This is a genomic window from Nitratireductor mangrovi, assembly GCF_007922615.2.
Lineage (GTDB): Bacteria > Pseudomonadota > Alphaproteobacteria > Rhizobiales > Rhizobiaceae > Mangrovimarina > Mangrovimarina mangrovi.
This window is the reverse complement of the sequence record NZ_CP042301.2, coordinates 3,038,443-3,062,154: the sequence shown is the minus strand read 5'-3', so window position 1 is coordinate 3,062,154 and position 23,712 is coordinate 3,038,443. Positions and strand designations below refer to the sequence as shown.

The following is a 23,712-nucleotide window of genomic DNA, read 5'->3' as shown; positions in this document are numbered from 1 at the left end:
TTTGCGGTCCCCGAGGATCGCACATGACTGAAGCTATGATGGATCACCGGGCGTTGCTCGCCTCGCTTTCGCAGGAGCAGCGCCGCGCGCTGACGGAAAAATCCGATCAGCCGGGCCTGGTCCGCCTCGTTTCTCATGCCAGCCTGATCGTCGTTCTCGGCGCGCTGATCCTGATGCGCGTTCCGGCCTGGCCGCTGCTGCTGCCGATTCAGGGGATCCTGATTGTCTTCCTGTTCACGCTGGAACACGAAACGATCCACCGCACGGCTTTTGCCAGTGAGCGGCTCAACGACTGGGTCGCACGCTTCTGCGGTTTCCTGATTGCGATCCCGGCCGAATGGTTCCGCTATTTCCACTTCGCCCATCACCGCCACACCCAGGACCCCGACCACGATCCCGAGCTCGGCGAGGGCAAGCCGGAAACGCTGCGCGACTACGTCATTCACGTTTCGGGCCTGCCGCTGTGGTGGTCGCTGGCAAGGACGCTTTCAGCCAATGCGATCGGAACGCGTCGCGACGGCTTCGTGCCCGAAAACGCCCGCAGGCGCGTCCGCCGCGAGGCCCGGCTGACGCTGGCGGGCTATGCGGCTCTGGCAGTACTGAGCATCGCCGTCGGCTCCACCGCACTGTTGTGGGTCTGGATCGTGCCGGTGTTGCTCGGCCAACCGTTCCTGAGGCTCTATCTGCTTGCCGAGCATGGCCGCTGCCCCTTCGTCGCAAACATGCTTGAGAACACGCGGACGACCTACACCAACCGCGTGGTGCGTTGGCTGGCCTGGAACATGCCCTATCACGCCGAACACCACGCCTATCCCGTGGTGCCGTTTCACAGGCTGCCCGACTTTCATCGGATCGCGCGTGAACATTTGCGCGAGACCGAGAATGGCTACGCGCGTTTCCACGCCGCATATGTTGCTGAGCTGAAGTCGTAGCAAGGGCGGCACCCGAGCGCCGCCCCTTTCTGGACGATCCTTGGACGGGCCCTAACCGGCCTCGCCACCGATCCGCAGCCGGCGCAGCACTGACGCGGCGACGATGGCGCCGGTGGCGGCGATTGCCACCGAAATTAATGCGGTGACCTCGAAGCCTTGCGCGAAGGCCGTGCGGGCGGCGACTGCCAGCGCCTCGCCGATCGCGGCCGGCAGACCCTCGGCGATCTGCAAGGCCTCGGCCAGCGTGTCGGAGGCGCCCGCCGCATGTTCGGGCGTCAGACCGCCGGGCAAGGTCTCTGCGACGGAGCCGCGATAGGCGGCGGTGATGATGCTGCCGAGCACGGCGATGCCGAGCGCACCGCCCAGTTCGCTGCTGGTCTCGGCCAGCGCCGCGGCGCTGCCCGCACGCTCTGGCGGCGCGGCGCTGATGATGATGTCGGTGGTCAGCGTGAAGACCGGCGCCAGGCCGAGCGACAGGATGCAGTAGGCTATTGCGACAGGAAGCGGGCCGTTGGCCGGGTCGACCGCGGCGAGCATCAGGAACCCGGCGGAGGAAACAAGCAGACCGCCCGCGAGGACATAGGCGGGACGCACGCGGGCTACGATCGCAGGCGCCGTCATAGAGCCGACGATGAAGGCGAGGCCGGACGGGGCCGACCACAGGCCGGCGGCAAGCGGGCTGAGACCGATCACCAGTTGCAGATATTGCGCGGTCAGGAGGAACGTGCCGAAGGCGATGAAGAAGGCGAATACGTTGGTCGCCAGCGACGCCGTGAAGGCAAGGCTCCGGAACAGGCCCAGATCGATGAGCGGGTCTGCGAGACGGCGCTGCCGGACGACGAAGCCAAGGCCGAGGGCGAGACCGACGGCAATGGTCAACGTCGCTGTCGCGTCGAAGCCTTCCACGGCGGCATGCTTGATGCCGAAGATCATGGCCAGCACCGCGACCAGCGAAAGCGCGGCGCTCGCGAGGTCGAGGCGGCCTGCATCGGGATCTCGGAACTCGGGCAACAGAAACGGTCCAAGCGCCAGAAGCAGGAGCATGATCGGGACGTTGATCAGGAAGACCGCTCCCCACCAGAACCAGGTGAGCACGACGCCACCCACCAGCGGCCCGAGCGCGCCGCCAGCCGAAAAACTGGCGATCCAGACTCCGATCGCAAAGGTGCGCTGGGCCGGATCGCGAAACATGTTGCGGATCAGCGACAAGGTCGACGGCGCGAGCGTGGCAGCGGCTATGCCAAGCAGGGCGCGGGCGACAATCAACATCGTTGGCGTGGTCGAAAAGGCGGCCAGCACGGACGCGACGCCGAAGGCGGCGGCGCCGATGAGGAGCAGCTTGCGGCGGCCGATGCGGTCGCCCAGCGTGCCCATGGTGATCAGCGAGCCGGCGACGAGGAAGCCATAGATATCGACAATCCAGAGCAGTTCCGCGCTGGTCGGTTTCAGGTCGGCGGCCAGATGCGGCACGGCGAGGTTGAGGACGGTGAGGTCCATAGAGTACAGCAGGCAGGGCAGGGCGATCACCGCGAGGCCGACCCATTCCCTCATGCCGGCTCTGGCCGGAGGCAAAGAGGAGTTGGCGGTTGTCGCTGCGATTTCGGACGTCATGACGGTTCTCCTCGTGCAGCTTCCGGTTCGCGTTCCGGTGGTGCACGGCGTTTCGACTTGCGGACAGATCGTCCTTCTGCGTGGCCTGCTCAAGCGGCTCGCGCGCGGGCTCCTGCCACCCTTGCGACAGGAGGAGATCGCGCATTCGACGCTAGAGACCCATGACCGGTCGCACCTCGATGGTGCCGGTTCGCCCCATCGGAATGCCGGCAGCGATCTCGACGGCTTCCTCGCGGCTTGCCGCCTCGATCAGGATAAAGCCGATCAACTGTTCCTTGGTCTCAGCGAAGGGACCGTCGGTAATGTGTTTTTGGCCCTTGCGCATCTTGACGCTGCGCGCTTCGCCGACTGGCTGCAGCGCATGGGCGACCACCATATGGCCGCGCTCCTCCAGTTCGCGATCATAGGCGAGCGAGTCGTCGACGCAGACCCGCATCTCTGCTTCCGACATGCCGTCGAGCACGGACTGCTCGTGATAGACGAGGCAGACAAATCTCATCGCGCCTCTCCCTCGAATGTGTTGGCGAGCGGAGCCGGCGTGTCGGCCACCTGGTGCGGCAGCCGCCAGAGCGTAACGGTGGCCACACTGCCGTCGGCCACCTTGATCGGTGCCGCGGGGCCGCTCGCCAGATCGAGCCCACCCACCATGATCGCGATCAGGGCCAGCGCCAGCAGGAGGCGGCCGAGACCGCCACGTGCTCGCCAGGCGGTGCTGTCGGCGTTCGTTGTTGATCGTGCAAAAGGGTCCATTTGTTGGTCTCCGGGTTTGGTCCGCCAGAGGCGGTCGTCCCGAGGACGTTTCGCGGCTTCAAGGGCCGACATTTTATTTTGCCTAGCTCGTCAACCACCGTTCGCAGGCGCGATGGTCTCTCCGTCGCGTTGGAGTTGGTCGAGATGGCGGCGGATATGCGCGGCCTCGGCGGGCGTGTGAGCCAGTGCGATCGCCCGGTCGAACGCTGTTCGGGCCTCCTCGGCGCGGCCGAGCTGGGTCAGAAAGGCGCCCCTGACGCCATGGAAGTGGAAATACGCCTGAAGCCTGCCGGCCAGCGGCTCGATCATGGTCAACGCGTCGGTCGGTCCCTTGAGCCGGGAGACCGCGACCGCCCGGTTGAGCGTCACCACGGGCGAAGGCTGGGCCTCTTCGAGCAAACCGTAGAGCCGGTCGATCTCTTGCCAGTCGGTTTGCTCGAAATCCTCGGCCTGGGCATGCATAGCCGAAATCGCGGCCTGCAGTTGGAAGGGGCCTGGGCGGCCATGGCGGAAAGCCTTCTCGACCATGACCAGCCCCTCGGCTATCTGCTTCCTGTTCCAGAGGCCGCGATCCTGGTCCTCGAGGAGTACGATTTCGCCTTCCGGGTCGAGCCGCGCTGCGGCGCGCGAATCCTGCAGGAGCAGGAGGGCGGTTAGTCCCATGATCTCGGGCTCGGCGGGAAACAGCGACAGGAGCAGCCGCGACAGGCGGATCGCTTCGGTACAGAGGCCGGCGCGGATATGCTGGTCGCCGCCGCTCGCCGAATAACCTTCGTTGAAAAGCAGGTAGATCATCGAGGCGACGACGGCGAGCCGTTCGGTGCGCTCTGCCGGGCTCGGCGTGGCGTAAGGCACGCCGGAGGCGCCTATGCGTCGCTTGGCCCGGGTGATGCGCTGTTCCATCGCGGCATCACTCACCAGGAAAGCGCGGGCGATCTCGGCGACTGTCAGCCCTGAAACGATCCTCAGTGCCAGTGCGATCTGCTGGGTGGCGGGCAGGTCGGGATGACAGCAGACGAACAGCAATCGCAAGACGTCATCACGGTAGTGCGCGTTGTCGAGTCGCTCGGCCATGTCAGCCTCGGCATCATCGAGGTCCGAAAGCTGTTCGTCGGGCGGCAGCGGCGCGTTTCGGCTCGTCTTGCGCAGCGCATCGAGCGCTGCGTTGCGGCCGACGAAGATGAGCCAGGCGGCAGGGTCGCGCGGGGGTCCGTTGACCGGCCAGTTCTTCAGGGCGCGGAGGCTTGCTTCCTGGAAGGCTTCCTCCGCCTGGTCAAGATCGCGGAAATAGCGCAGCAGCGCGCCCATGACCTGCGGACGGGCGGAGGTGAGCGCCGCGTCGATCCATCCGAGGTCCGTCACCGCGCCATATCCTAAGGGTTGAAAGCCAGCAGCGGTCGAACCTCGATGCCCCCAACTTCACGCTCGCGCGCAAGGTGCTTGCCGGCCTCGATCGCCTCTTCGTGGCTGTCACAGTCGATGATCCAGAAGCCGAGCAGTTGCTCCTTGGTCTCGGCATAGGGGCCGTCGACGACCATGGGATCCTCGCCGGCCTTGACAAAGCTCGCCCGCGTGGTCGGCATGAGCCGCAGGCTGGGGCCGATGGTGGCCTTCTGGCGAATCCTGTCCTCGGCGGTGCGCACGCGCGCCATCATCGCCGCTTCCTCGCCTTCGCTGAGGCAGCTCGTCTTTTCCTGCGAATTGTAACAAAGCAGGGCGTATTTCATCGGGGTCTCCGTCAGCCGTTGCTAAGGACGGCGGACTATGCCCGACACCGACAGCGGCGGTCGAGATTTTTCACGCGCCGATTGTACGGCTGCGGCCGCCTCCTGTCAGAGTGCCGAAATGCCGCCGTCGACGGAGAGCGTGTGGCCGGTCATGAAACCATTCCTGGGGTCGGCGGCAAACAGGATGACCTCGACGACCTCATCGACTTCCGCGACGCGCTTCATCGGCACGCCACGGGTGAGCTCGTTGATCGCCTCGTCCTCGCCGAGCCCGGTCATCTTGACGAATTCCTGCACCATGTTGGTGCGCGCATAGGACGGGCAGACGGCGTTGACGCGCAAACCCTTGGCGGCATATTCGGCGGCCGCCGAACGCGTCAGCCCGACCACGCCGTGCTTGGCGGCGGCGTAGACCGACAGCCGCGGCGCGCCGCCGATGCCGGCGACCGACGCGATGTTGACGATGGTGCCGGCGGTTCCCCCGCCACGGCGCTGCCTTTCCATCTGCGGGATCTGGTGCTTCATGGCGAAGAACACGCCGAGAAGGTCGATCTCTATGATGCGGCGCGCCTCGTCGGTTGGCACACTCGGCAGCTTGACGAAGCTCTGGGCGATGCCGGCATTGTTGACCGCGATGTCGAGGCGCCCGAACCGCTCGACGGCCAGTGCGACGAGCTGTTCGGAAAGCGCTTCGTCGGCGATGTTGCCGGCCAAAGTGGCCGTCTCGCAAGGCAGCTCGGAGGCAAGGGTTTCGAGGCTCGTGGCATCAAGGTCGGACAGCACGAGTTTCGCCCCCTCTTCGGCGAGACGCTCGGCGGTGCGTCGGCCGAAACCGCCGGTGGCGCCGGTGACAAGCACCACCTGATCTGCAAAGCGCGCCATCTATTTCCCCTCCTCGATACGTTGCATGGCCAGTCCGGCCAAGAGCTTCACCGCGTCGCCATAAGTGCGCGCCTTCTCCGGGTTCGACGCGTTGCCGTCGAGAGCGCGCTTGTAGACACCCTGGCAGATCGCCGCGAGGCGGAAGAAGGAGAAGCCGAGATAGTAGGTCCAATGGTCGATGCCGTTGAGCCCGCGCCGCTCGCAATAGCTGCGCACATATTCGTCTTCGGTCGGAATGCCGAGGGCGGCGCGGTCGACCCCGCCCAGGCCACGGAAGCCGGAGCTGTGCGGCAGGCGCCATTGCATGCACTGGTAGGCGAGGTCGGCAAGCGGGTGGCCGAGGGTCGACAACTCCCAGTCGAGGACGGCGACGACCTCGGGCCGGTCGGGCGCGAAGATCATGTTGTCGAGGCGATAGTCGCCATGGACCAGCGAGACCTGGCCGTCATCAGCCGGCTGCGAGACGGCGAGCCATTCGATGAGGCGCTCCATGTCATCGACCTTGTCGGTCTCCGATGCTCGGTACTGGCTGCTCCAGCGCCCGTATTGGCGCTCGAAATAGCTGCCGGGTTTGCCGTAGTCCGCAAGGCCGGCCTTTTCGATGTCGACCGTATGCAGTGCGGCCAGTGTCGCATTCATGGAATCGTAAATGGCGGCGCGCTCGTCGTTGCCCTTCGCCTCGGGCAGCGAGGGATCCCAGAAGATGCGGCCGTCGACAAAGGCCATCACGTAAAACATGCGCCCAATCGGCGAATCCTCGTCCGACAGGTGCAGCACCTTCGGGACAGGGAAGCCGGTTTTCGACAAGGCGCCGATAACGCGATACTCGCGGTCGACCTGGTGGGCGGATTTGAGCAGCGTGCCAGGAGGTTTGGCACGCAGGACGTAGCGCCCGCTTTTCGCCTTGAGCATATATGTCGGGTTGGACTGGCCGGTCTTGAACTTCTCGATCGCCTCGAGGCCGACAAAGCCGGCTACATGCTTCTCGAGGTAGGGCGCGAGCGCCGCGGCATCGAGGATGTTGGGATCGCTCATCACGCCTGCTCCGCGCGCTGGATCTGACTGAGGGTGAGCCAGCGCGCGGTGAGCGCCGGCTTCTTCCCGTTCTCGATCTCGATCGTCACGTCATAGGCGATCTCGACCCATCCGGACGGGCGGATGTTTGCATTTGCGAGGAAAAAGCGGGCCCGCACCCTCGACCCGGTCTTGACCGGCGCCTTGAAGCGCACCTGGTCGAAGCCGTAATTGATGTCGATCACCGCGCCCGCCAATGGCGGAACGGCCTCGAAGGCAAAGGTGGACAGCAGCGAGAGGGACAAAAAGCCGTGCGCGATGGTGCCACCGAACGGCGTCTCGCGCGCCGCCCGTGCCGGATCGACGTGGATGAACTGATGATCGTCGGTCGCATCGGCGAACTGATCGATCATCCGTTGCGTTACCTCGCGCCATGGCGAAACGCCGATTTCGGTGCCAACCGCAGCGGAGACATTGTCAGGGTGTACAGGTTCCAGTCTGGCTTTCGGCATGTTTCCCGCGGTCAATCGAGGCCCTTGAACAGCGACATGCCGTGCTGAACGGACTGACCGCCGTCAATCGGCAGGATGGCTCCGGTCACGTAGCTGCCTGCCTTGCCGCAGAGATAAAGTGTTGCGCCGGCAATGTCATCCGGGTTGCCGATGCGTCCGAGCGGGACGCGCGCGCCGACCTTGTCGGCCTTTTCATCGGTACCGGTGGCAAATGCGGTCATGCGGCTCTGGAAGGGGCCGGGCGCGAAAGCGTTGACGGTGATGTGGCGGCCGGCGAGTTCGTTGGCGAGCGTTTTCGTAAGGTGGTGCACCGCCGCCTTGGAGGCCGTGTAGGAATAGGCGCCGTCGGCCATCGGCTGGGTCCCCATGACCGACCCGAGATTGATGACGCGCGCGGGATCGGCGTCGTGGGATGCTGCATCGAGCAAGGGCAGCAATTCGCGGGTGAGATGGAAGAGGCCGGTCACGTTGACGTTCAGCACCCGCGCCCACGCGCGATAAGGGAATGTTTCGAGCGGCTCGCCCCAGGTCAGCCCGGCATTGTTGATGAGGACGTGGAGGCGATCCGTGCGGCGCTTTACTTCCTCCACGAGGGCCGCGACACCCTCCTCGCTGCCGACATCGCCGGCAAAGCCCTCGGCTCGGCCCGAACCGCCGAGCGCGTTGATCTCGTCCGCGACCTTGGCGCACTCCTCGCCCCGGCGCGAGGCGATGAAGACCTCGGCGCCAGCCTGAACGAGCGCGGTCGCAGCCATGCGACCGATGCCACTCGCGGCACCCGTGACCAACGCCTTCTTGCCGGCCACGGAAAACAGATTGTCGAGATATGCCATGGTTCCTCCCGATCGCGGCTTCTTGTGCGAGTCCGCATTGACAACATACTCGGTAGTATGTTCATGATGAGGCCGTCAGTAAAGAGCCCAATGGCGACAAGCCGAAACAATCAAGGGCGGTGACAGGGAGGATGTGCCGGCGATGTCGCTTGGCGTCAGGGAGCAGGTTGCCGACAGTTCGCGCGCGGACATTCTGCGGGCGGCGGCAAAGTGCTTCATGGAGCGTGGTTATGCGGGCACCTCAATCGACGATGTGGCACGCAGCCTCGGCGCGACGAAGGGCAGGATCTACCACCACTTTCCTTCGAAGGCAGACCTCTTTGCCGAAGTGTTCCGGGCTGGCATGGACATGAACTACCAGGCCGTCGAGCCGCTGGCCGATGTGCCCGGACCGGCATTGCCGCGCTGGCGCAAGATGGCCATGACGCATGTTCTGCAGATGATGGTGACCAAGCCGTTCCAGCGCGTGGTATGGATCGGCGTGGAGATGCATCTGCGCGGCGCCACAACGCCGGAACAGCGTGATGCGCTGAGAGAACTGATCGACTATCGCAGCAACTACGGCAATCTCTTCCGCGCCACCCTCCTGCAGGGGCGCGAGGAAGGCGTGTTCGAGTTCGGCGACATGAGCATCACCAACCAGCTGATGTTCATGACGCTCAACTCGCCGATCTTCTGGTACACGCCGCGGGTCGGAGAGACCCGGGCCGACATCGAGAACATCGCCAGCCAGGTCGTCGATTACGCCCTGGGTGGCCTTTGCGGAAAACGGGAAAAGTCCAGATGACCAACATGGATCTCGGCATGACCGAGCGGCTGAAGCCGATCCACGAAAAGGTATCGCGCATGGTGCGCGAGGAGATCATGCCGCTCGATGAGGAGTTTCACGCCGAGGTCGGCAAGAATGGCGACCGCTGGAGCTACACGGCGCGGCAGACCGAGATCCTCGAAGGGTTGAAGGCCAAGGCCAGGGAACGCGGCCTGTGGAATTTCTGGCTGACCGATTCCGAGCGCGGCTACGGCCTTTCAACGGTCGAGTATGCCTACCTCGCCGAAGAAATGGGCAAGGCGCATCTGGGCGCGGAGACCTTCAACTGCTCGGCGCCTGACACCGGCAATATGGAGGTTATCGAACGCTACGGCACGGAAACGCACAAGAAGGAATGGCTGGCGCCGCTGCTCGAAGGCAAGATCCGTTCCGCCTATCTCATGACCGAACCTGACGTCGCCTCCTCGGACGCGACCAACATTTCCATGTCGTGCGTGCGTGACGGTGACGACTATGTCCTCAACGGCGAAAAATGGTGGTCGTCGGGGGCCGGCGATCCGCGCTGCAAGATATACATCGTGATGGTGAAGACGTCTTCGGATGCGCCCAAGCACCAGCAGCATTCGATGATTTTCGTTCCTGCCGATACGCCCGGCATCACCAAGCTCAGGGCCATGAAGGTCTACGGCGACGACGATGCCCCGCATGGCCACCTGCACCTGAAGTTCGAGGATGTGCGCGTGCCGGCCGACAATTTGATCCTCGGCGAGGGCAGGGGTTTCGAGATTGCGCAAGGACGGCTCGGACCCGGCCGCATCCATCATTGCATGCGCGCGATCGGCCAGGCCGAAATGGCGCTGGAACAGATGTGCAAGCGCGCCATGCGGCGCGAGGCGTTCGGCAAACCGCTCGCGCAACTGGGCGCCAATTACGATATCATCGCGGAATGCCGCATGGAGATCGAGATGGCGCGGCTGTTGTGCCTCAAGGCGGCATGGATGATGGACCAGGGCGATCCGCGTGCGGCCGCCCCCTGGATCAGTCAGATCAAGGTGGTGGCACCCCGCGTGGCGCTGAAGGTCACTGACGAGGCAATCCAGATGTTCGGCGGGCAGGGGATCAGCCAGGATACGCGGCTGGCGCGGTCGTGGACCCATCTCAGGACGCTGCGGCTCGCCGACGGCCCCGACGCGGTGCATCGCCGGCAGGTCGCCCGCGTGGAACTGAAAAAGTACACGCAGGAAAAGGTGTAGGTCGAAAATGAAGGCTATCGTCGCCCGCGACTTCGCACCGATTGAGCAGCTCGAATATGCCGACTGGCCGGAGCCGGAAGTGGGCGAGCGCACCGTCGTGATCGAGGCCGACGCCATCGGCGTCAACTATCCCGACGGATTGCTCGTGCAGGGGCTCTACCAGATGAAACCGCCGGTGCCGTTCGTTCCGGGCATGGAAGTGGCCGGAAGGGTGACCGCGGTCGGCGACAAGGTGCACTCGGTCAAGGTGGGCGACCGCGTCGCCTCGGTGTCGTCACTTGGTGCCTATGCCGAGCGGGTCGGCGTCGACGAGACGCGGGTGATGCCGCTGCCCGAAGGCATGAGCGAAGCGGACGCCTGCGCGCTCCTGTGCGGCTTCGGAACGTCGCACCATGCGCTGAAGCAACGCGGTCAGCTCAAGAAGGGCGAGACGCTCTGCGTGCTGGGCGCGGCCGGGGTGACCGGACTCGCAGCAGTGCAGATCGGCAAGGCGATGGGCGCCAACGTCATCGCCGTCGCCTCCACCGAGGAAAAGCGCGCCATAGCGCGCGATGCCGGTGCGGATACGGTACTCGGCTACGACAACCTCAAGGACGCTTTGAAAGAGGTGACCGGCGGCAAGGGTGTCGATGTCGGCTATGACCCGGTCGGTGGAGAGGCTTTCGACGCTCTCGCTCGCGGCATGGGCTGGGGCGGGCGCCTGCTGGTCATCGGCTTCGCATCGGGGGCAATCCCGAAGTTCCCGGTCAATCTGGCGCTGGTCAAGGGCTTCAGCCTCGTCGGTGTGTTTTGGGGCGCTTTCACGCAGAAGGAGCCGCAGGTCTATGCGGACAACATGAAGGAACTGGTCGGCTGGTATCTGGCCGGGAAGGTGAGACCGGTGATCGAGGGCGAGTATCAGCTTGCGGAAGCGCCACAAGTGCTGGCGCGCATCATGAACAGGGGAGCGGCCGGCAAGGTCATCCTGAAGCCTGAGGGAGCACGATGACACTGCCGCCGCGCATGAGGGCGCTTCTGCTCAACGATGACGGTTATTCGTCCAAGTCGTCCGGCGCGTTGCTGGAGGACATGGGCTCCTACGTGACGCTTGGAGACATCGAGGTGCCTGAGCCGGGACCTAGCCAGGTACTGGTCAAGGTGTCGGTGGCGGCGATCAACCCGTCCGACGTCATGTTCGTGAAGGGCCTCTACGGCCAGCCGCGCCAAAAAGGGCAGCCCGCCGGCTTCGAGGGTGTCGGCACGGTCGTGGCAGCCGGCGCCGAGCCGGCCGCGCAACGCCTTGTCGGTCAGCGCATTGCTTTCCCGACCGGGCGCTCCAACTGGGGCTCCTGGGCCGAATACGCGATCGCCGAGGCGGCCGCCTGCATCCCGCTGATGGACGGCGTGAAGGATACGGATGGCGCGGCCATGATCGTCAATCCGCTGACGGCTCTGGCCATGTTCGGCATCGTCAAGGAGGAGGGCGAAAAGGCCTTCGTGCTGACGGCTGCGGCGAGCCAGCTCTGCAAGCTTCTGATGGGCGCGGCGCGCGAGGAAGGCTACCGGCCGATCGCCATCGTGCGGCGCGACGACCAGATTCCCTTGCTGGAGGCGGCGGGCGCGGCGCATGTACTGAATACGACGGCGCCGGATTTCGCGGACAAGTTGGCGAAGGTCATGAAGGCGGAGCAGCCGCGCATCTTCCTCGATGCGGTGACCGGGCCGCTCGCCGGACAGATTTTTGCGGCGATGCCGAAGCGGGCACGCTGGATCATTTATGGGCGGCTCGATCCGGAGACGACGCCGATCCCGGAACCGGGGCAGATGATCTTCATGCACAAGCGTGTCGAAGGTTTCTGGCTGACGGAATGGCTCCGCGCGTCGCCGCCCGAAAGGAGGGTGGAGGTCGTGAAGGAAGCGCAGAAGCGCTTCATCGACGGACGCTGGTCAACCGACGTGACCGCTGTAGTGCCGCTTGAAGAGGCGGTCGCGAAGGTGCCGGGCGAACTGGCGAAGCCGAACGGAAAGGTGTTCATCACGCCTTAGGGAGGTCGTGCGGCGCCGCTTGCCGGGAAGGGTAAGCCGCTGTTACGTTTAAAGAAAAATCGCGGCCAAGTCGCGGAACAGGGAGGAGACTTTCTTGGACGTCTTGCAGCTCTTCGTGAGCGGCCTTGCGAATGGCTGCGTCTACGGCTTGATCGCGCTCGGCTTCGTGCTCATCTACAAGGCCACGGAAGCCGTGAATTTCGCCCAGGGCGATTTCATGATGCTGGGTGCCTTCATCACGCTCGGATTGACCAACGAGCAGTTCTGGGGGCTGCCGTTCTGGGTTTCCGTTCCGATCGCCGTCGTCATGATGGGCATTTTCGGTTACCTGCTCGACATGATCGTGCTCAGGCGCATGTTCGGCCAAAGCCAGGTCGCCGTCGTCATTCTGACGATCGCGCTAGGTTTCGTCCTGCGCTTCGCCGCCGGGCTGATCTGGGGCCATCAGCCGATCGCGCTGGAATCACCGATGGCCGGCAAGGAGGTGCGCTTCGGCGGCCTGGTGCTGGGGCTGGACGAGGTGACGATCATCTTCGTCACCGTGATCCTGACGGTGGTGCTCTATTTTTACTTCAACCGCACCAAGCTCGGTGTCGCCATGCAAGCGGCGTCGCAGAACCAGCTGGCGGCCTACTACATGGGTATCCCTGTCAAGCGGGTCCACTCGCTGATCTGGGCGCTTGCCGGCGCGGTGGCCGCGATCGCCGGCGTGCTTTTTGCATCCAAGGGGTCGATCGACCCGTCCATCGGACTTCTTGGAATCAAGGCTTTTGCGGCGGCCGTCATCGGGGGCTTCGGCAGCCTGCCGGGCGCCTTGCTCGGCGGCGTCATCGTCGGCCTGATCGAGCCCTTCGCGTCTTACTACATCGCCGCCGGCTATTCGCAGATCATGCCATACCTGCTCCTGTTCCTGATCCTGGTGTTCAGGCCGCACGGTATCCTGGCGCAAGTCCACCGCAAGAAGGTCTGAGGCCATGAGAACCGTCTTCAAGACCTCCTACGACGCCGATATCAACTACTTCCAGCACGGCATGCAGGCCTTCTGGTACATGGCACTGCTGGTGTTCGCGCTGATCCTGCCGTTCATCCTCGGGACGTTTGCGATCGGCGAAATGACCAACATGCTGATCTGGGCGATCGCGGGAATGGGGCTGATGGTGCTGGTCGGCCAGACGGGGCAAGCGAGCCTCGGCCATGCCGCGTTCCTGGCAGTGGGCTGTTATGCCAACGTGCTCCTTCAGGAACGGCTTGGGCTGCCCTTCATCCTGTCCTTTCCGCTCGCCGGAGTGATCGCCGGACTGGCCGGGGTGTTGCTCGCGATCCCGACAACCAAGCTGCACGGCATCTATCTCGCGATCGGGACGCTGGCGATCTCGATCCTTGCCGACGACCTTATCGTCATCGCCGAGCCGCTGACCAACGGTGTCGTTGGGCTGTTCGCGCCGACGATCGAGGTTTTCGGTCTGAAGTTCGACCGGTACGCCAATCCGGACCGGTTCTATTGGCTGGTGCTTTTCGTGACCGTGGTGGTTGTTCTCGCCTATCGCAACCTTCTGCGTTCTCCGCTCGGGCGATCCTTCGCGGCGGTGCGCGACTCGGAGGTCTCGGCGCAGGCGATGGGCGTCAACGTGGCGCGCACCAAGGCAACGTCGTTCGGCATTTCGACAGCGATCACCGGGCTTGCCGGCGCGCTGATGGGGCACTTCGCCGGCATCTTCAACAACGAGACCTTCAACATCATCATCTCGATCCAACTCCTGCTGATGATCGTGATCGGCGGCCTCGGTTCGATCCATGGCGCCTTCTTCGGGGCGATCGTGGTTGCCCTGCTGCCACAGGCGATCGCCATCTCGCGTGACTGGGTGAGCGGCATCTTCGGTGGTGGAACGGTGGCGATCCCTGGGCTGGAATCGGCGATCTTCGGCGCCATCCTGATCGGCTTCATCCTGTTCGAGCCGATGGGCATCTATGGCCGCTGGATCAAGATACGCACCTATTTCCAGCTCTTCCCGTTCTATAGGCGCGACATGTTCCGCCGCCAGAAGAGCTATCTGAAGACGGAGCGCATGCGATGAGCCTGCTCGAGATCGACAATGTCACGCTGCGCTTCGGCGGCGTCGTCGCGGTCAACCAGGTCTCCTTCTCCGTCGAGGAGGGAGAGGTGTTCGCACTGGTCGGCCCCAACGGTGCCGGCAAGTCGACGATCTTCAACCTGATCTCGCGTTTCTACGACCCGGCCGAAGGCGACATCCGCTTCGAGGGCAAGAGCATCCTGAGCCGGCAGTCGCACGAAATTGCCGGGCTCGGGATCGCCCGTACCTTCCAGAACATCGAGCTTTTCGAGCATGCGACGGTGCTGCAGAACCTGCTCGTTGGTCGCCATCGGCACCGGCAGGGCAATTTCATGACGGAACTCCTGTTCACGCCGTTCGTGCGTGGCGAGGAGCGGCGCCATCGCTCGGCCGTCGAACATGTGATCGAGTTCCTCGACCTGCAGCCCTATCGCGAGAAGATGATCGCCGGCCTGCCTTACGGCGTCCGCAAGGTGGTGGAGATGGGGCGGGCGTTGGCCATCGAACCGAAGCTCCTCTTGCTTGACGAGCCGGCGTCCGGCCTCTCCGTCGAGGAAACGCAGGACGTGGCCTTCTGGATCGAGGATATCAAGAAGCAGATGGGGATTACCGTGCTGATGGTGGAACACGACATGCACCTCGTCTCCTCGGTTTCCGACCGCGTTCTGGCGTTGGCCGACGGCAAGACGCTGGCTCTCGGCACGCCGCAGGAAGTGCAGAACGACCCCAAGGTGATCGAGGCCTATATCGGCACCTCGGACGAAGAAGAAAGGGCGGTGGCATGAACGTGGCGGTGGCGCCGGACAACAAGACCGCGGCATCGGCCGACGCGCTCCTGTCGGTGCGCAACCTCGAGAGTTACTACGGTCCGATCATGGCGATCAGAGGCTGTAGTCTCGACGTGCGCGAGGGGCAGATCGCGACCGTGCTGGGCGCCAACGGCGCCGGCAAGACGACGCTGATGAAGACCATCTCCGGCGTCATGGACCCGGAGAAAGGCCAGATCTTCTACAAAGGCGAGAATATCGCCGGGGCCAACCCGGACCATGTTGTGCGCAAGGGTATCGTGCACGTGCCGGAAGGACGGGAAGTCTTTCCGCTGTTGACCGTTGAGGAAAACCTGAAAATGGGTGCCTTCACGCGCAACGACCCGGCAGGTGTGCGCAAGGACGAGGAGATGGTGTTTTCCTACTTCCCGATCCTTGCCGAGAGGCGGCGCCAGGCGGCGGGCACGCTCTCCGGTGGCCAGCAGCAGATGCTGGCCATCGCGCGCGGCCTGATGGCGCGGCCGACGTTGATGCTGCTGGACGAGCCGAGCCTCGGCCTGTCGCCACTGCTGGTGAAGGACATCTTCAAGATCATCCGGCGGCTCAACCGCGAACAGAAGGTGACGATGCTGCTGGTCGAGCAGAACGCCAAGGTGGCGCTGGAAGTCGCCGACTATGGCTATGTGATGGAACTCGGCCGCATCGTGATGGCGGACAAGGCTGAACGGCTCTTGCAGTCCAAGGACGTTCAGGAGTTCTATCTGGGCGTACAGGAAGAAACCCAGCGCGGGCAGAAACGCTGGAAGCAGAAGAAGACGTGGCGCTGAACAGCGTCCGATCCGGGAGGACTGAATGACGATAGCCGAAAAACTGCCTCCACAGCAGACGGTACGCGGCCATTCCTTCAACGCCGACCTGGCCAAGGGACCGTTCTTCTTCGACGGTTGCGACACGCTGGTGAAGCTTTTTCGCGAACGCTGCAAGGAGCTCGGCGGCCGTGTCGCGCACCGTGAAAAGCAGTTCGGCATCTGGCTGGCCTATACGTGGGACGATTTCTACGAGCACGCGCGGCTGATCGGTCTCGGATTGAAGTCGCTGGGGCTCAAGCGCGGCGAGGTGGTGTCGATCCTGTCGGAAGACAACAAGGAATGGATCTACACCGACCTTGGCGTTCAGTGCGTGGGCGGCATCGCCTCGGGCGTCTACACCACCGACTCGGCCAAGCAGCTCGAATATCTGGTCAATGATTCCGACAGCCGCTTCCTGTTCGTCGAAAACGACGAGCAGCTGGACAAATATCTGTCGGTCAAGAACCAGATGCCGGGACTGACCAGGGTCATCGTCTACGACCAGGAAGGGCTGCACGGCTTTGCCGACGACAAGGTCATCTTCCTTGACGAACTCTACCGGCTCGGGCGCGACTACCTGAAGGCGCACCCGGACGTCTTCGAGGAGGAGATCGCCAAGTCGAAGCCGGAGGACACCGCGATCCTTGTCTATACCTCGGGCACGACCGGGCCGCCCAAGGGCGCAATGATCAGCCACGAGAACATCATCAGTTCGATCGCCGGCGCGGTCATGACCCTGCCGGTCGACCAGAGCGACGAGCAACTGTGTTTCCTGCCATTGTGCCACATCCTGGAACGGCTGATCAGCGTCTTCACGCCGATCGGGCTGCGCTCGACGGTGAACTTCGCCGAGAGCCCGGAGACCGTGTTCGACAATGTGCGCGAGGTCTCGCCACACGTCTTCACTGCGGTGCCGCGCGTGTGGGAAAAGGTCTATTCGCGCGTCACCATCATGGCCAATGAGGCAACGCCGCTCGGCAAGTGGGCTTTCAAGCGCGCGATCGCGGCCGGCATGGCACGCGGCGAGGCGTTGGAGAATGGCGACCCGGTGCCGCTGGCCACGCGGCTTTCCTATGCCTTCTGGGACTTCATGGTGCTTCAGAACCTGCGCCGCCTGCTCGGCTTCGACCGGTTGCGGCGTGGAACGACGGGAGCGGCGCCGATCTCGCCTGCGCTGCTCAAATGGTACCGCGCGGTGGGCATCACATTGCTCGAAGGCTACGGCATGACGGAAAGCTCGGGCGTCATTTCGGTCAACCTGATCGAGAAGAACAAGACCGGCACGGTCGGGCAGGTGGTGCCGGGTGGCGAGATGCGCATCTCTCCAGAGGGCGAAATCCAGTACCGCGCGCCCAACGTGTTCAAGGGCTACTGGAACAAACCCGACAAGACGGCCGAGACGATCGACGAGGATGGCTGGCTGCGCACCGGCGACGTCGGCCGCATCGACAATGAAGGCTTCCTGACGATCACGGGCCGCGTGAAGGACATCATCATCACCGCCGGAGGCAAGAACATCACGCCGGCGGAGATCGAAAACAGGCTGAAATTCTCGCCCTACGTCTCCGACGCGGTCGTTATCGGCGACAAGCGCAAATACCTCTCCTGCCTGATCATGATCGACCAGGAGAACGTCGAAAAGTTCGCGCAGGACCGCCGGGTGCCGTTCAACGACTTCAAGTCGCTGTGCGCGGCGCAGGAGGTGCGCGACCTGATCGGCGGCGTGGTGGCCGAGACGAATGCCGAGTTCGCCCGGGTGGAACAGATCAAGGATTTCCGCTTGATCGACGTGCTGCTCACGGCGGAAGATGAAGAACTGACAGCAACGATGAAGCTGAAGCGGAGTTTCGTGGAGCAGAAGCACAAGAAGCTGATCGACGAGATGTATGGCCAGCCCGGCCATGCAGGGAACTAGGAACAATACCAAGGAGGAATTGAAATGAGGAAGACAATCACCAGATCGATCCTGGCGGCCGCCACGGCGGTCGGCATGGGGTCGGCCGCTTACGCAACCCAGGGCGTCACCGACGACGAAATCGTCATCGGCTCCAACGGCGACCTGTCGGGCATCTTTGCGGCGTTCAATGTCGGCGCGATCAAGGCCGCGCAGATGTTGTTCGACGAGGTCAACGAGAATGGCGGCATCCATGGCCGCAAGATCCGTTTCGTCGTCGAGGACCATGGCTACCAAGTGCCGAAGGCGGTTCAGAACTTCAACAAACTGGTCAATTCCGACCAGGTCTTTGCGATGATCCTCAACCTTGGAACGCCGCACAACATTGCCGGCTTCCCGATCATGGAATCCAAGGAAGTGGCGAATGTCGGTCCGCTGACCGCGGCGCGGCAGATGCTGGAAGGCGACATCGCCTACAAATATGCCGGCTTTTCGTCCTACTATGACCAGCTTCGGGCCGGCGTGAAGCATCTTGCCAGCGAGAAGGGCGCCAAGGAAGTGTGCGCCATGTACATCCCCTCGGACTTCGGTAAGGAGATCCAGGAAGGAGCCAAGGAAGAAGCCGAGGAACTCGGGCTGACCTGGGCCGCCGAGACGACCCACAAGCCTGACGAGCAGGACTTTGTCGGCTCGATACAGAAGCTGAAGGATGCCGGCTGCGACATCGTCGCGACCGCGCTCGGCGTGCGCCAGACGATCGTCGCCTACGGCACGGCCAAGAAGCTCGGCTGGACCGACGTGACGTTCATCGGCTCGTCAGCCGGCTTCAACACCGCCGTCGCCAAGGTGCCCGAGGGCGTGACCGAAGGCTATTACGCAGCCGCCGGCTGGGTGGACTTCGAAGACCGCCTGGACGTTCCAGAGGTCAAGGAATGGGCCGAGCAATATCAGGCCTATGCCGGCCAGCCGGCCGATACGGCCGCCCAGCTCGGCTACAGCGCGGCCAAGACCTTGGTCCTCGGGCTCGAGGCTGCGGGCAAGGATCTGACGTCGGCCACCTTCCGCACCGCGATGGAAGGCCTGAAGTATGACGACGTCATCAACGACGTGCCGATCGATGTCGGCGCCGACCATCAGGGTGGCGAACTGATCGTCATCTCGAAGATCGAAGGCGGCAAGTGGGTCGAGGTCGCTCGCGTCGACCCGGCAAGCTCGAACTGATCTGACATAATCAATATCGAGAATGACCGCGCGGCCCTCCGGGTCGCGCGGTTTTCTTATGTGGTACGCCGCTAGAGCAAACTCTAGGAAACGTGGAAAGCAGTTTTCCGTCCGGAATTGCGCAGAAACAAGCGGTTAGAGCCATTCGAACGTTTCTGTGAAACGATGAACAGCTCCAGGCCGTTATTCGCCAGGGACGGAAGACGACGAGCCGCGCGCCTGCTCGATCTCGCGGTGAAGGCGAGCTTCCTCATGCGCCTTCGGCGTCACCAAACGCCCAAGCAGCAGATAGGCGACAGGCGTCAGGAACAGTGTCGAGACGGTCGCGAGCCCGAGCCCGCCGACGATGACCCAGCCAAGCGCGATCCGAGCCTCGGCGCCGGCGCCGCTGGCCAGGATCAGGGGCAGGCCGCCGACTATGGTGCAGATCATGGTCATCATCACCGGACGCAGCCTGACATTGGCGGCATTCTCGACCGCTTCGCGCACATCCTGCCCGCGGTCGCGCAACTGGTTGGCAAACTCGACAATAAGAATGCCGTTCTTGGCCATGATGCCCACCAGAAGCACCAGACCGATCTGGCTGTAAACATTGAGCGTGGTACCAGTCATCAGCATGGCAAAGACGGCGCAGGCCAGACCGAGCGGCACCGTGGCCATGATGATGATGGCGCTGACGAAGCTTTCGAACTGCGCCGCCAGCACCAGAAGAATGATGATAATGGCGAAACCGAAGGTGGTCGACATGCTTTCCGACTGTTCGCCGAGTGTCGCGGTTTCGGCCAGCGGCAGGATGCGATAGCCGGGCGGAAGCAGCGGCTCGGCGATTTCCAGCGCGCGCTCATAGGCCGAACCAAGCGCGAAGTCCGGCGCCAGCGCCGACGTGATCGAGACCGTTCGCAACTGCTGCTCACGCTCCAGCGAGGGCGGCACAGCCTTCTCGCTCAAGGATGCAATCGTGGAAACCGGCACAAAACGCCCGTCACGCGTCTTCAGGAAGATGTTTTCCAGGTCGGTGGGATCGTTGATCGGATTGGTGGTCGAGACCAGCTTCACGTCGAAGCTGCGATCCTCGATGAAGACCGTGCCCACCTTGCGGCCGTCGAGCATGGCCTGCATCGCCTCGCCGAGACCGGCGATCTCGATGCCAAGGTCTGCCGCGCGCTCGCGGTCGATCACCACGGCAAGCTGCGGCTGGGTCGAATCGTTCGACAGTCGCGCCTGGCGGAACCGCGGATCTTTCTCCATTTCGGCGACAATCGCCGCCGCCGTCTCGTCGAGGACGTCGTAGTTGCCGCCGGCGACCGCGAATTGAAGTCCGCTGCCGGCACCGCGAATGCCGAGGCTGTTGGGTTGGAAGGCGAACGCGCGGACCCCGGTTATGTCGGCCACCATCCGGTTCGCGTCGTCAAGGATCTCCTGCTGCGAGCGCTCCCTGTCTTCCCAAGGGGCAAGCCGCATCACCAGAAATCCGCTATTGGACGTTCCGCCCCAGCCGGCGAGCGAGAAGATGCTTTCGACTTCGCCTGAGTCCCGCAAAGGGCCGATCCGGGCCTCGATGCGACGCATCTGCTCGGCGAAGTAGTCAAGGCTCACGCCTTGCGGAGCCGAAACCCGCATGAACGCGAGCGAGCGGTCCTCGGTCGGGGTCAGCTCGGACTTGATGGTCGGAAACAGCGTTGCCGCGGTCGCGGCGAACATGACCGAGATCGCCACCACCACCATTGGGGCATCAAGGCACCATTTGAGGAGGCGGCCATAGAGACCGGCGAGCATGCCGCCAAAGGCGCCGACCGGGCCGCTCTTGTGCTCGTGCTGGGTGCCGTCGCGCAGCATGCGCGAGGCGAGCATGGGGCAAAGCGAGAGCGCGACGATCGAGGACAGGAAAACGGCGATCGCCAGCACGAAGCCGAACTCGCGGAAGAGGCCGCCGGTCTGGCCAGGCAGGAACGATAGCGGCACGAAAACGGCAATCAGCGTGGCCGTGGTGGCGATGACGGCGAAGAAGACCTCGTCCGTGCCGAGCACGGCGGCCGCACGCGGGCCTATGCCCATGTTGCGCCTGCGGACGATGTTTTCGAGCACGACGATGGCGTCGTCAACAACGAGGCCGGTCGCAAGAACGAGAGCGAGCAGGGTCAGGATGTTGATCGAAAAGCCGGCCAGATAGATGGCGGCGACGGTGCCGATCAGCGCCACCGGGATGGCCACCGCCGGGATGATCGTGGCGCGCAGGTCCCAGAGGAAGATGAAGATGATCAGCAGCACGACCGTAACCGAGATCGCCAGCGCGATCTCGACCTCGTGGATGGCGCCATTGATGAAGGTCGCGTCGTCACTGGTCACCGCGATGTCGACGCCCTCGGGGAGATTTTCGCGAATGCGCTCGGCAGCGGCCCGCACCCCTTCGGAAATCTCCAGCGTGTTGGATTGAGCTGCGCGGACTATGCCGAGCCCGATGCCGGTCTTGCCATTCGCCCGCAACTGGCTTTCGCCGATATCGCCGCCGAGCGTCACCGAAGCGAAATCGCCCAGCCGGGCGCGGCCGCTGATGATCATGCTTTCGAACGCGTCCGGGGTCGTGACGGAGGCCGAAGCACGCACGATCAGGTCCTGCGTGTTGCTAGTGAGCGAACCCGCGGGAGCGTCGAAGGCGATCGAGGACAGTGCGTTGCGCACGTCGCCGACGGTCAGGCCGAGGCTCGACAGCCGCGCCTGGTTGATATCGATGCGGAAGATCTTGTCGCGGTCGCCATAGACCTGGACGTCGGCGACACCGGGGACCGAAGACAGCAGATCGACGATCTCGTCCTCGACGAAGATTGTCATGTCCTGGACCGTCATGGTGGCCGAGGTGACGGCAAGTCGCATGACCGCCTGGGCGTTGGCGTCGGCCTTGATGATCCGAGACGCTTCGGCGTCTTCGGGCAGGTCGTGCGCGATACGGCCGAGTGAATCGCGCATGTCGGACGCGGCGCCGTCGATGTCGGCATCGTCATTGAACTCGACGGTCACGTTGCTGCGGCCGAAGGAGGACGACGACGAGATCGCCTTCACACCCGCGATGCGCGAGACCGCGCCTTCGATCAGGCCGGTGAGTTCGCGATCAATGGTTTCTGCCGACGCGCCGGGATATTCGGTGCGGATTGTGATAACCGGTCGGTCGACTTCCGGCAATTCACGTACCTCGACGCCGAAGAAGGCCGCAAGACCGGCTACCGCGATCAGAGCGTTCATGACGAAAGCTAGCACCGGACGACGCACGAAAAGCGCCGTCATGCCGAGTTCGGGATCGGTTTTCACGCTCATGTGAGCTGATCCTTACGAGCCGCTGGCGGCTGCGCCGTCGCCCTGCTGTGGCGCTGCCGGCCGGTCGCGGCTTGCCAGCCGCACCTCGGCGCCCTCGCGTACGGCGTGGATGCCTTCGGTGACGACGACGTCGTCAGTCGCCAGTTGCGCGTCCACCAGCACGCTTTCGGCGTTGCGCTGGACGATGCGGACATGGACGCGTTCGGCGCGACCATTGCGGATCGCCCATACGAAGGCGCCGTCCGCACCCCATTGTACGGCAAGCGGATCGACGGCTGGATGCACATCGCCCGGGAAGCGCATGGTGACCTGGAACGACATGCCGGCGCGCAGGCGGTCGCCATCATTGTCGAGCCGGGCCTGAACATGAAGCGTACGGCTGGCGGCGTCGATGCGGTTGTCGACGGCGGAGACATTGCCCTCGAAAACTTCGCCTGGGCGGGCGATCGAGACGGCAGTCAGCGACGAGCCTACGGAGACCGTTCCGGCATACCGTTCCGGCACCCAGAAATCGACGAGGATCTCCGAGCGGTCGTCGACGGTCGCGATCTCGCTTTGCGCGGTGACGTAGTTGCCGGCCGTGATCGGCAGGATCCCCACGATGCCGGAGATCGGCGCCCTGATGGAACGACGCTCGAGTTCAAGCTCCGCGTCGCGCAGCGCGAGGCGGGCGTTTTCGACGGCCAGTTCGGCGTCGGTCTGCTGCACGGCGCTCGCCGTATTGGAAGACCTGAGTGCCTTGATGCGTTCCAGGCGCGCTTCGGCATCGCCGAGCGCTATCCGGGCGCGGTCGAACGCGATCTGCTCGGTTTCGGAATCGAGCGTTGCGATAATGTCGCCGCGTTTCACCGAGGCACCCGATTCGACAAGAATCTCGGTCATCCGGCCGCTGGTATAGGGCGTGATCGTAACGGAACGCGCTGCCCGACCAGTGCCGATCGCGGAAAGCCGGTCGTTGATGGTGCTCTCGATGACGGGAGCCGTTACCACCGAACCTTGGCCCCAGCCGCCGCGTCCGCGGCGATTGCCGTCCTCACTTTCGGAAGCGGCGCTGGTGGCCGCAACGGGGAGCCAGTCGACCCCCCAACGCGCGAGATGATCGCCGGCGCCTGGGTAGAAACGGGCCCAGATCGCCGCCGCGGCAACAAGGACCAGCAATGTCAGCGCTAGCTGTTTCCAGATGGACATTCGTCACTCCGGCTTGCCCGGCCGCTCCAGGTCGATCGGTGTTCTGCTTGTCGGTGGGCGTGAACGGCGACACAAAGCAGGCCCGGCTCCATGAGACGTCCCTAT

Annotated in this window: 22 protein-coding genes; 11 read left to right on the top strand and 11 right to left on the bottom strand. The window is 63.9% G+C overall.

Annotation, left to right across the window (positions count from 1 at the left end; translation table 11 throughout):
- The first annotated feature begins 23 nt into the window (after window positions 1-23).
- A complete protein-coding gene (locus tag FQ775_RS14905; protein ID WP_246730144.1) occupies window positions 24-932 on the top strand; it encodes a fatty acid desaturase in 909 nt (302 codons plus the stop codon).
- Between the two features lie 51 nt (window positions 933-983).
- On the opposite strand, the gene FQ775_RS14900 is transcribed toward FQ775_RS14905, so the two are convergent.
- The 9 genes from FQ775_RS14900 to FQ775_RS14860 all read right to left on the bottom strand — a co-directional run bounded on the left by FQ775_RS14900 (window position 984) and on the right by FQ775_RS14860 (window position 8,261).
- Entirely contained in the window at window positions 984-2,531 is a 1,548-nt protein-coding gene (locus tag FQ775_RS14900; protein ID WP_432420072.1) for an MFS transporter, read from the bottom strand.
- Window positions 2,532-2,694: 163 nt separating this feature from the next.
- On the bottom strand, window positions 2,695-3,042 hold the full coding sequence (locus tag FQ775_RS14895; protein ID WP_146301745.1) for a YciI family protein: 348 nt from the start codon (window positions 3,040-3,042) through the stop codon (window positions 2,695-2,697).
- Window positions 3,039-3,293 carry a hypothetical protein gene (locus FQ775_RS14890; RefSeq protein WP_146301744.1) on the bottom strand — a complete coding sequence of 85 codons (255 nt, stop codon included), beginning with the start codon at window positions 3,291-3,293 and terminating at the stop codon, window positions 3,039-3,041. Before FQ775_RS14890 ends, FQ775_RS14895 begins: the two co-directional genes overlap by 4 nt.
- A gap of 90 nt (window positions 3,294-3,383) precedes the next feature.
- Window positions 3,384-4,655, bottom strand: a complete 1,272-nt coding sequence (locus tag FQ775_RS14885; RefSeq protein WP_146301743.1) for an RNA polymerase sigma factor — start codon at window positions 4,653-4,655, stop codon at window positions 3,384-3,386.
- Between the two features lie 11 nt (window positions 4,656-4,666).
- Complete coding sequence (locus FQ775_RS14880) at window positions 4,667-5,020, bottom strand: YciI family protein (RefSeq protein ID WP_146301742.1); 354 nt, start codon at window positions 5,018-5,020, stop codon at window positions 4,667-4,669.
- 105 nt (window positions 5,021-5,125) lie between these two features.
- Entirely contained in the window at window positions 5,126-5,902 is a 777-nt protein-coding gene (locus FQ775_RS14875; RefSeq protein ID WP_146301741.1) for an SDR family NAD(P)-dependent oxidoreductase, read from the bottom strand.
- Window positions 5,903-6,937 (bottom strand): phosphotransferase family protein, encoded by a 1,035-nt coding sequence (locus FQ775_RS14870; RefSeq protein ID WP_146301740.1) that lies wholly within the window; start codon window positions 6,935-6,937, stop codon window positions 5,903-5,905.
- Complete coding sequence (locus tag FQ775_RS14865; protein WP_146301739.1) at window positions 6,937-7,428, bottom strand: MaoC family dehydratase; 492 nt, start codon at window positions 7,426-7,428, stop codon at window positions 6,937-6,939. The genes FQ775_RS14870 and FQ775_RS14865 overlap by 1 nt, the downstream gene beginning before the upstream one ends.
- Before the next feature lie 11 nt (window positions 7,429-7,439).
- Window positions 7,440-8,261 carry an SDR family oxidoreductase gene (locus tag FQ775_RS14860; RefSeq protein WP_146301738.1) on the bottom strand — a complete coding sequence of 274 codons (822 nt, stop codon included), beginning with the start codon at window positions 8,259-8,261 and terminating at the stop codon, window positions 7,440-7,442.
- A 142-nt stretch (window positions 8,262-8,403) separates the two neighbouring features.
- Between FQ775_RS14860 and FQ775_RS14855 the strand changes: the two genes are divergently transcribed.
- The 10 genes from FQ775_RS14855 (at window position 8,404) to FQ775_RS14810 (ending at window position 19,110) form a co-directional block, all read left to right on the top strand.
- A complete protein-coding gene (locus tag FQ775_RS14855; RefSeq protein ID WP_146301737.1) occupies window positions 8,404-9,048 on the top strand; it encodes a TetR/AcrR family transcriptional regulator in 645 nt (214 codons plus the stop codon).
- On the top strand, window positions 9,045-10,283 hold the full coding sequence (locus tag FQ775_RS14850; protein WP_146301736.1) for an acyl-CoA dehydrogenase family protein: 1,239 nt from the start codon (window positions 9,045-9,047) through the stop codon (window positions 10,281-10,283). The genes FQ775_RS14855 and FQ775_RS14850 overlap by 4 nt, the downstream gene beginning before the upstream one ends.
- A gap of 7 nt (window positions 10,284-10,290) precedes the next feature.
- The gene (locus FQ775_RS14845) at window positions 10,291-11,271 is read left to right on the top strand and encodes an NADPH:quinone oxidoreductase family protein (RefSeq protein WP_146301735.1); all 981 of its coding nucleotides are present in this window, start codon (window positions 10,291-10,293) and stop codon (window positions 11,269-11,271) included.
- Entirely contained in the window at window positions 11,268-12,308 is a 1,041-nt protein-coding gene (locus FQ775_RS14840; RefSeq protein ID WP_146301734.1) for an alcohol dehydrogenase catalytic domain-containing protein, read from the top strand. Before FQ775_RS14845 ends, FQ775_RS14840 begins: the two co-directional genes overlap by 4 nt.
- Before the next feature lie 94 nt (window positions 12,309-12,402).
- Complete coding sequence (locus FQ775_RS14835) at window positions 12,403-13,278, top strand: branched-chain amino acid ABC transporter permease (RefSeq protein WP_146301733.1); 876 nt, start codon at window positions 12,403-12,405, stop codon at window positions 13,276-13,278.
- A gap of 4 nt (window positions 13,279-13,282) precedes the next feature.
- Window positions 13,283-14,383 carry a branched-chain amino acid ABC transporter permease gene (locus tag FQ775_RS14830; protein ID WP_146301732.1) on the top strand — a complete coding sequence of 367 codons (1,101 nt, stop codon included), beginning with the start codon at window positions 13,283-13,285 and terminating at the stop codon, window positions 14,381-14,383.
- Window positions 14,380-15,165: an ABC transporter ATP-binding protein gene (locus FQ775_RS14825; protein ID WP_146301731.1), complete on the top strand. Its 786-nt coding sequence runs from the start codon at window positions 14,380-14,382 to the stop codon at window positions 15,163-15,165. The genes FQ775_RS14830 and FQ775_RS14825 overlap by 4 nt, the downstream gene beginning before the upstream one ends.
- Window positions 15,162-15,974, top strand: a complete 813-nt coding sequence (locus FQ775_RS14820) for an ABC transporter ATP-binding protein (protein WP_146301730.1) — start codon at window positions 15,162-15,164, stop codon at window positions 15,972-15,974. The genes FQ775_RS14825 and FQ775_RS14820 overlap by 4 nt, the downstream gene beginning before the upstream one ends.
- A 25-nt stretch (window positions 15,975-15,999) precedes the next feature.
- A complete protein-coding gene (locus tag FQ775_RS14815; protein WP_146301729.1) occupies window positions 16,000-17,910 on the top strand; it encodes an AMP-dependent synthetase/ligase in 1,911 nt (636 codons plus the stop codon).
- A 24-nt stretch (window positions 17,911-17,934) separates the two neighbouring features.
- Entirely contained in the window at window positions 17,935-19,110 is a 1,176-nt protein-coding gene (locus FQ775_RS14810; protein WP_146301728.1) for an ABC transporter substrate-binding protein, read from the top strand.
- A gap of 183 nt (window positions 19,111-19,293) precedes the next feature.
- On the opposite strand, the gene FQ775_RS14805 is transcribed toward FQ775_RS14810, so the two are convergent.
- Both FQ775_RS14805 and FQ775_RS14800 read right to left on the bottom strand, forming a co-directional pair.
- Entirely contained in the window at window positions 19,294-22,419 is a 3,126-nt protein-coding gene (locus FQ775_RS14805) for an efflux RND transporter permease subunit (protein ID WP_146301727.1), read from the bottom strand.
- 12 nt (window positions 22,420-22,431) lie between these two features.
- Window positions 22,432-23,607 carry an efflux RND transporter periplasmic adaptor subunit gene (locus FQ775_RS14800; RefSeq protein ID WP_146301726.1) on the bottom strand — a complete coding sequence of 392 codons (1,176 nt, stop codon included), beginning with the start codon at window positions 23,605-23,607 and terminating at the stop codon, window positions 22,432-22,434.
- Window positions 23,608-23,712 lie beyond the last annotated feature (105 nt).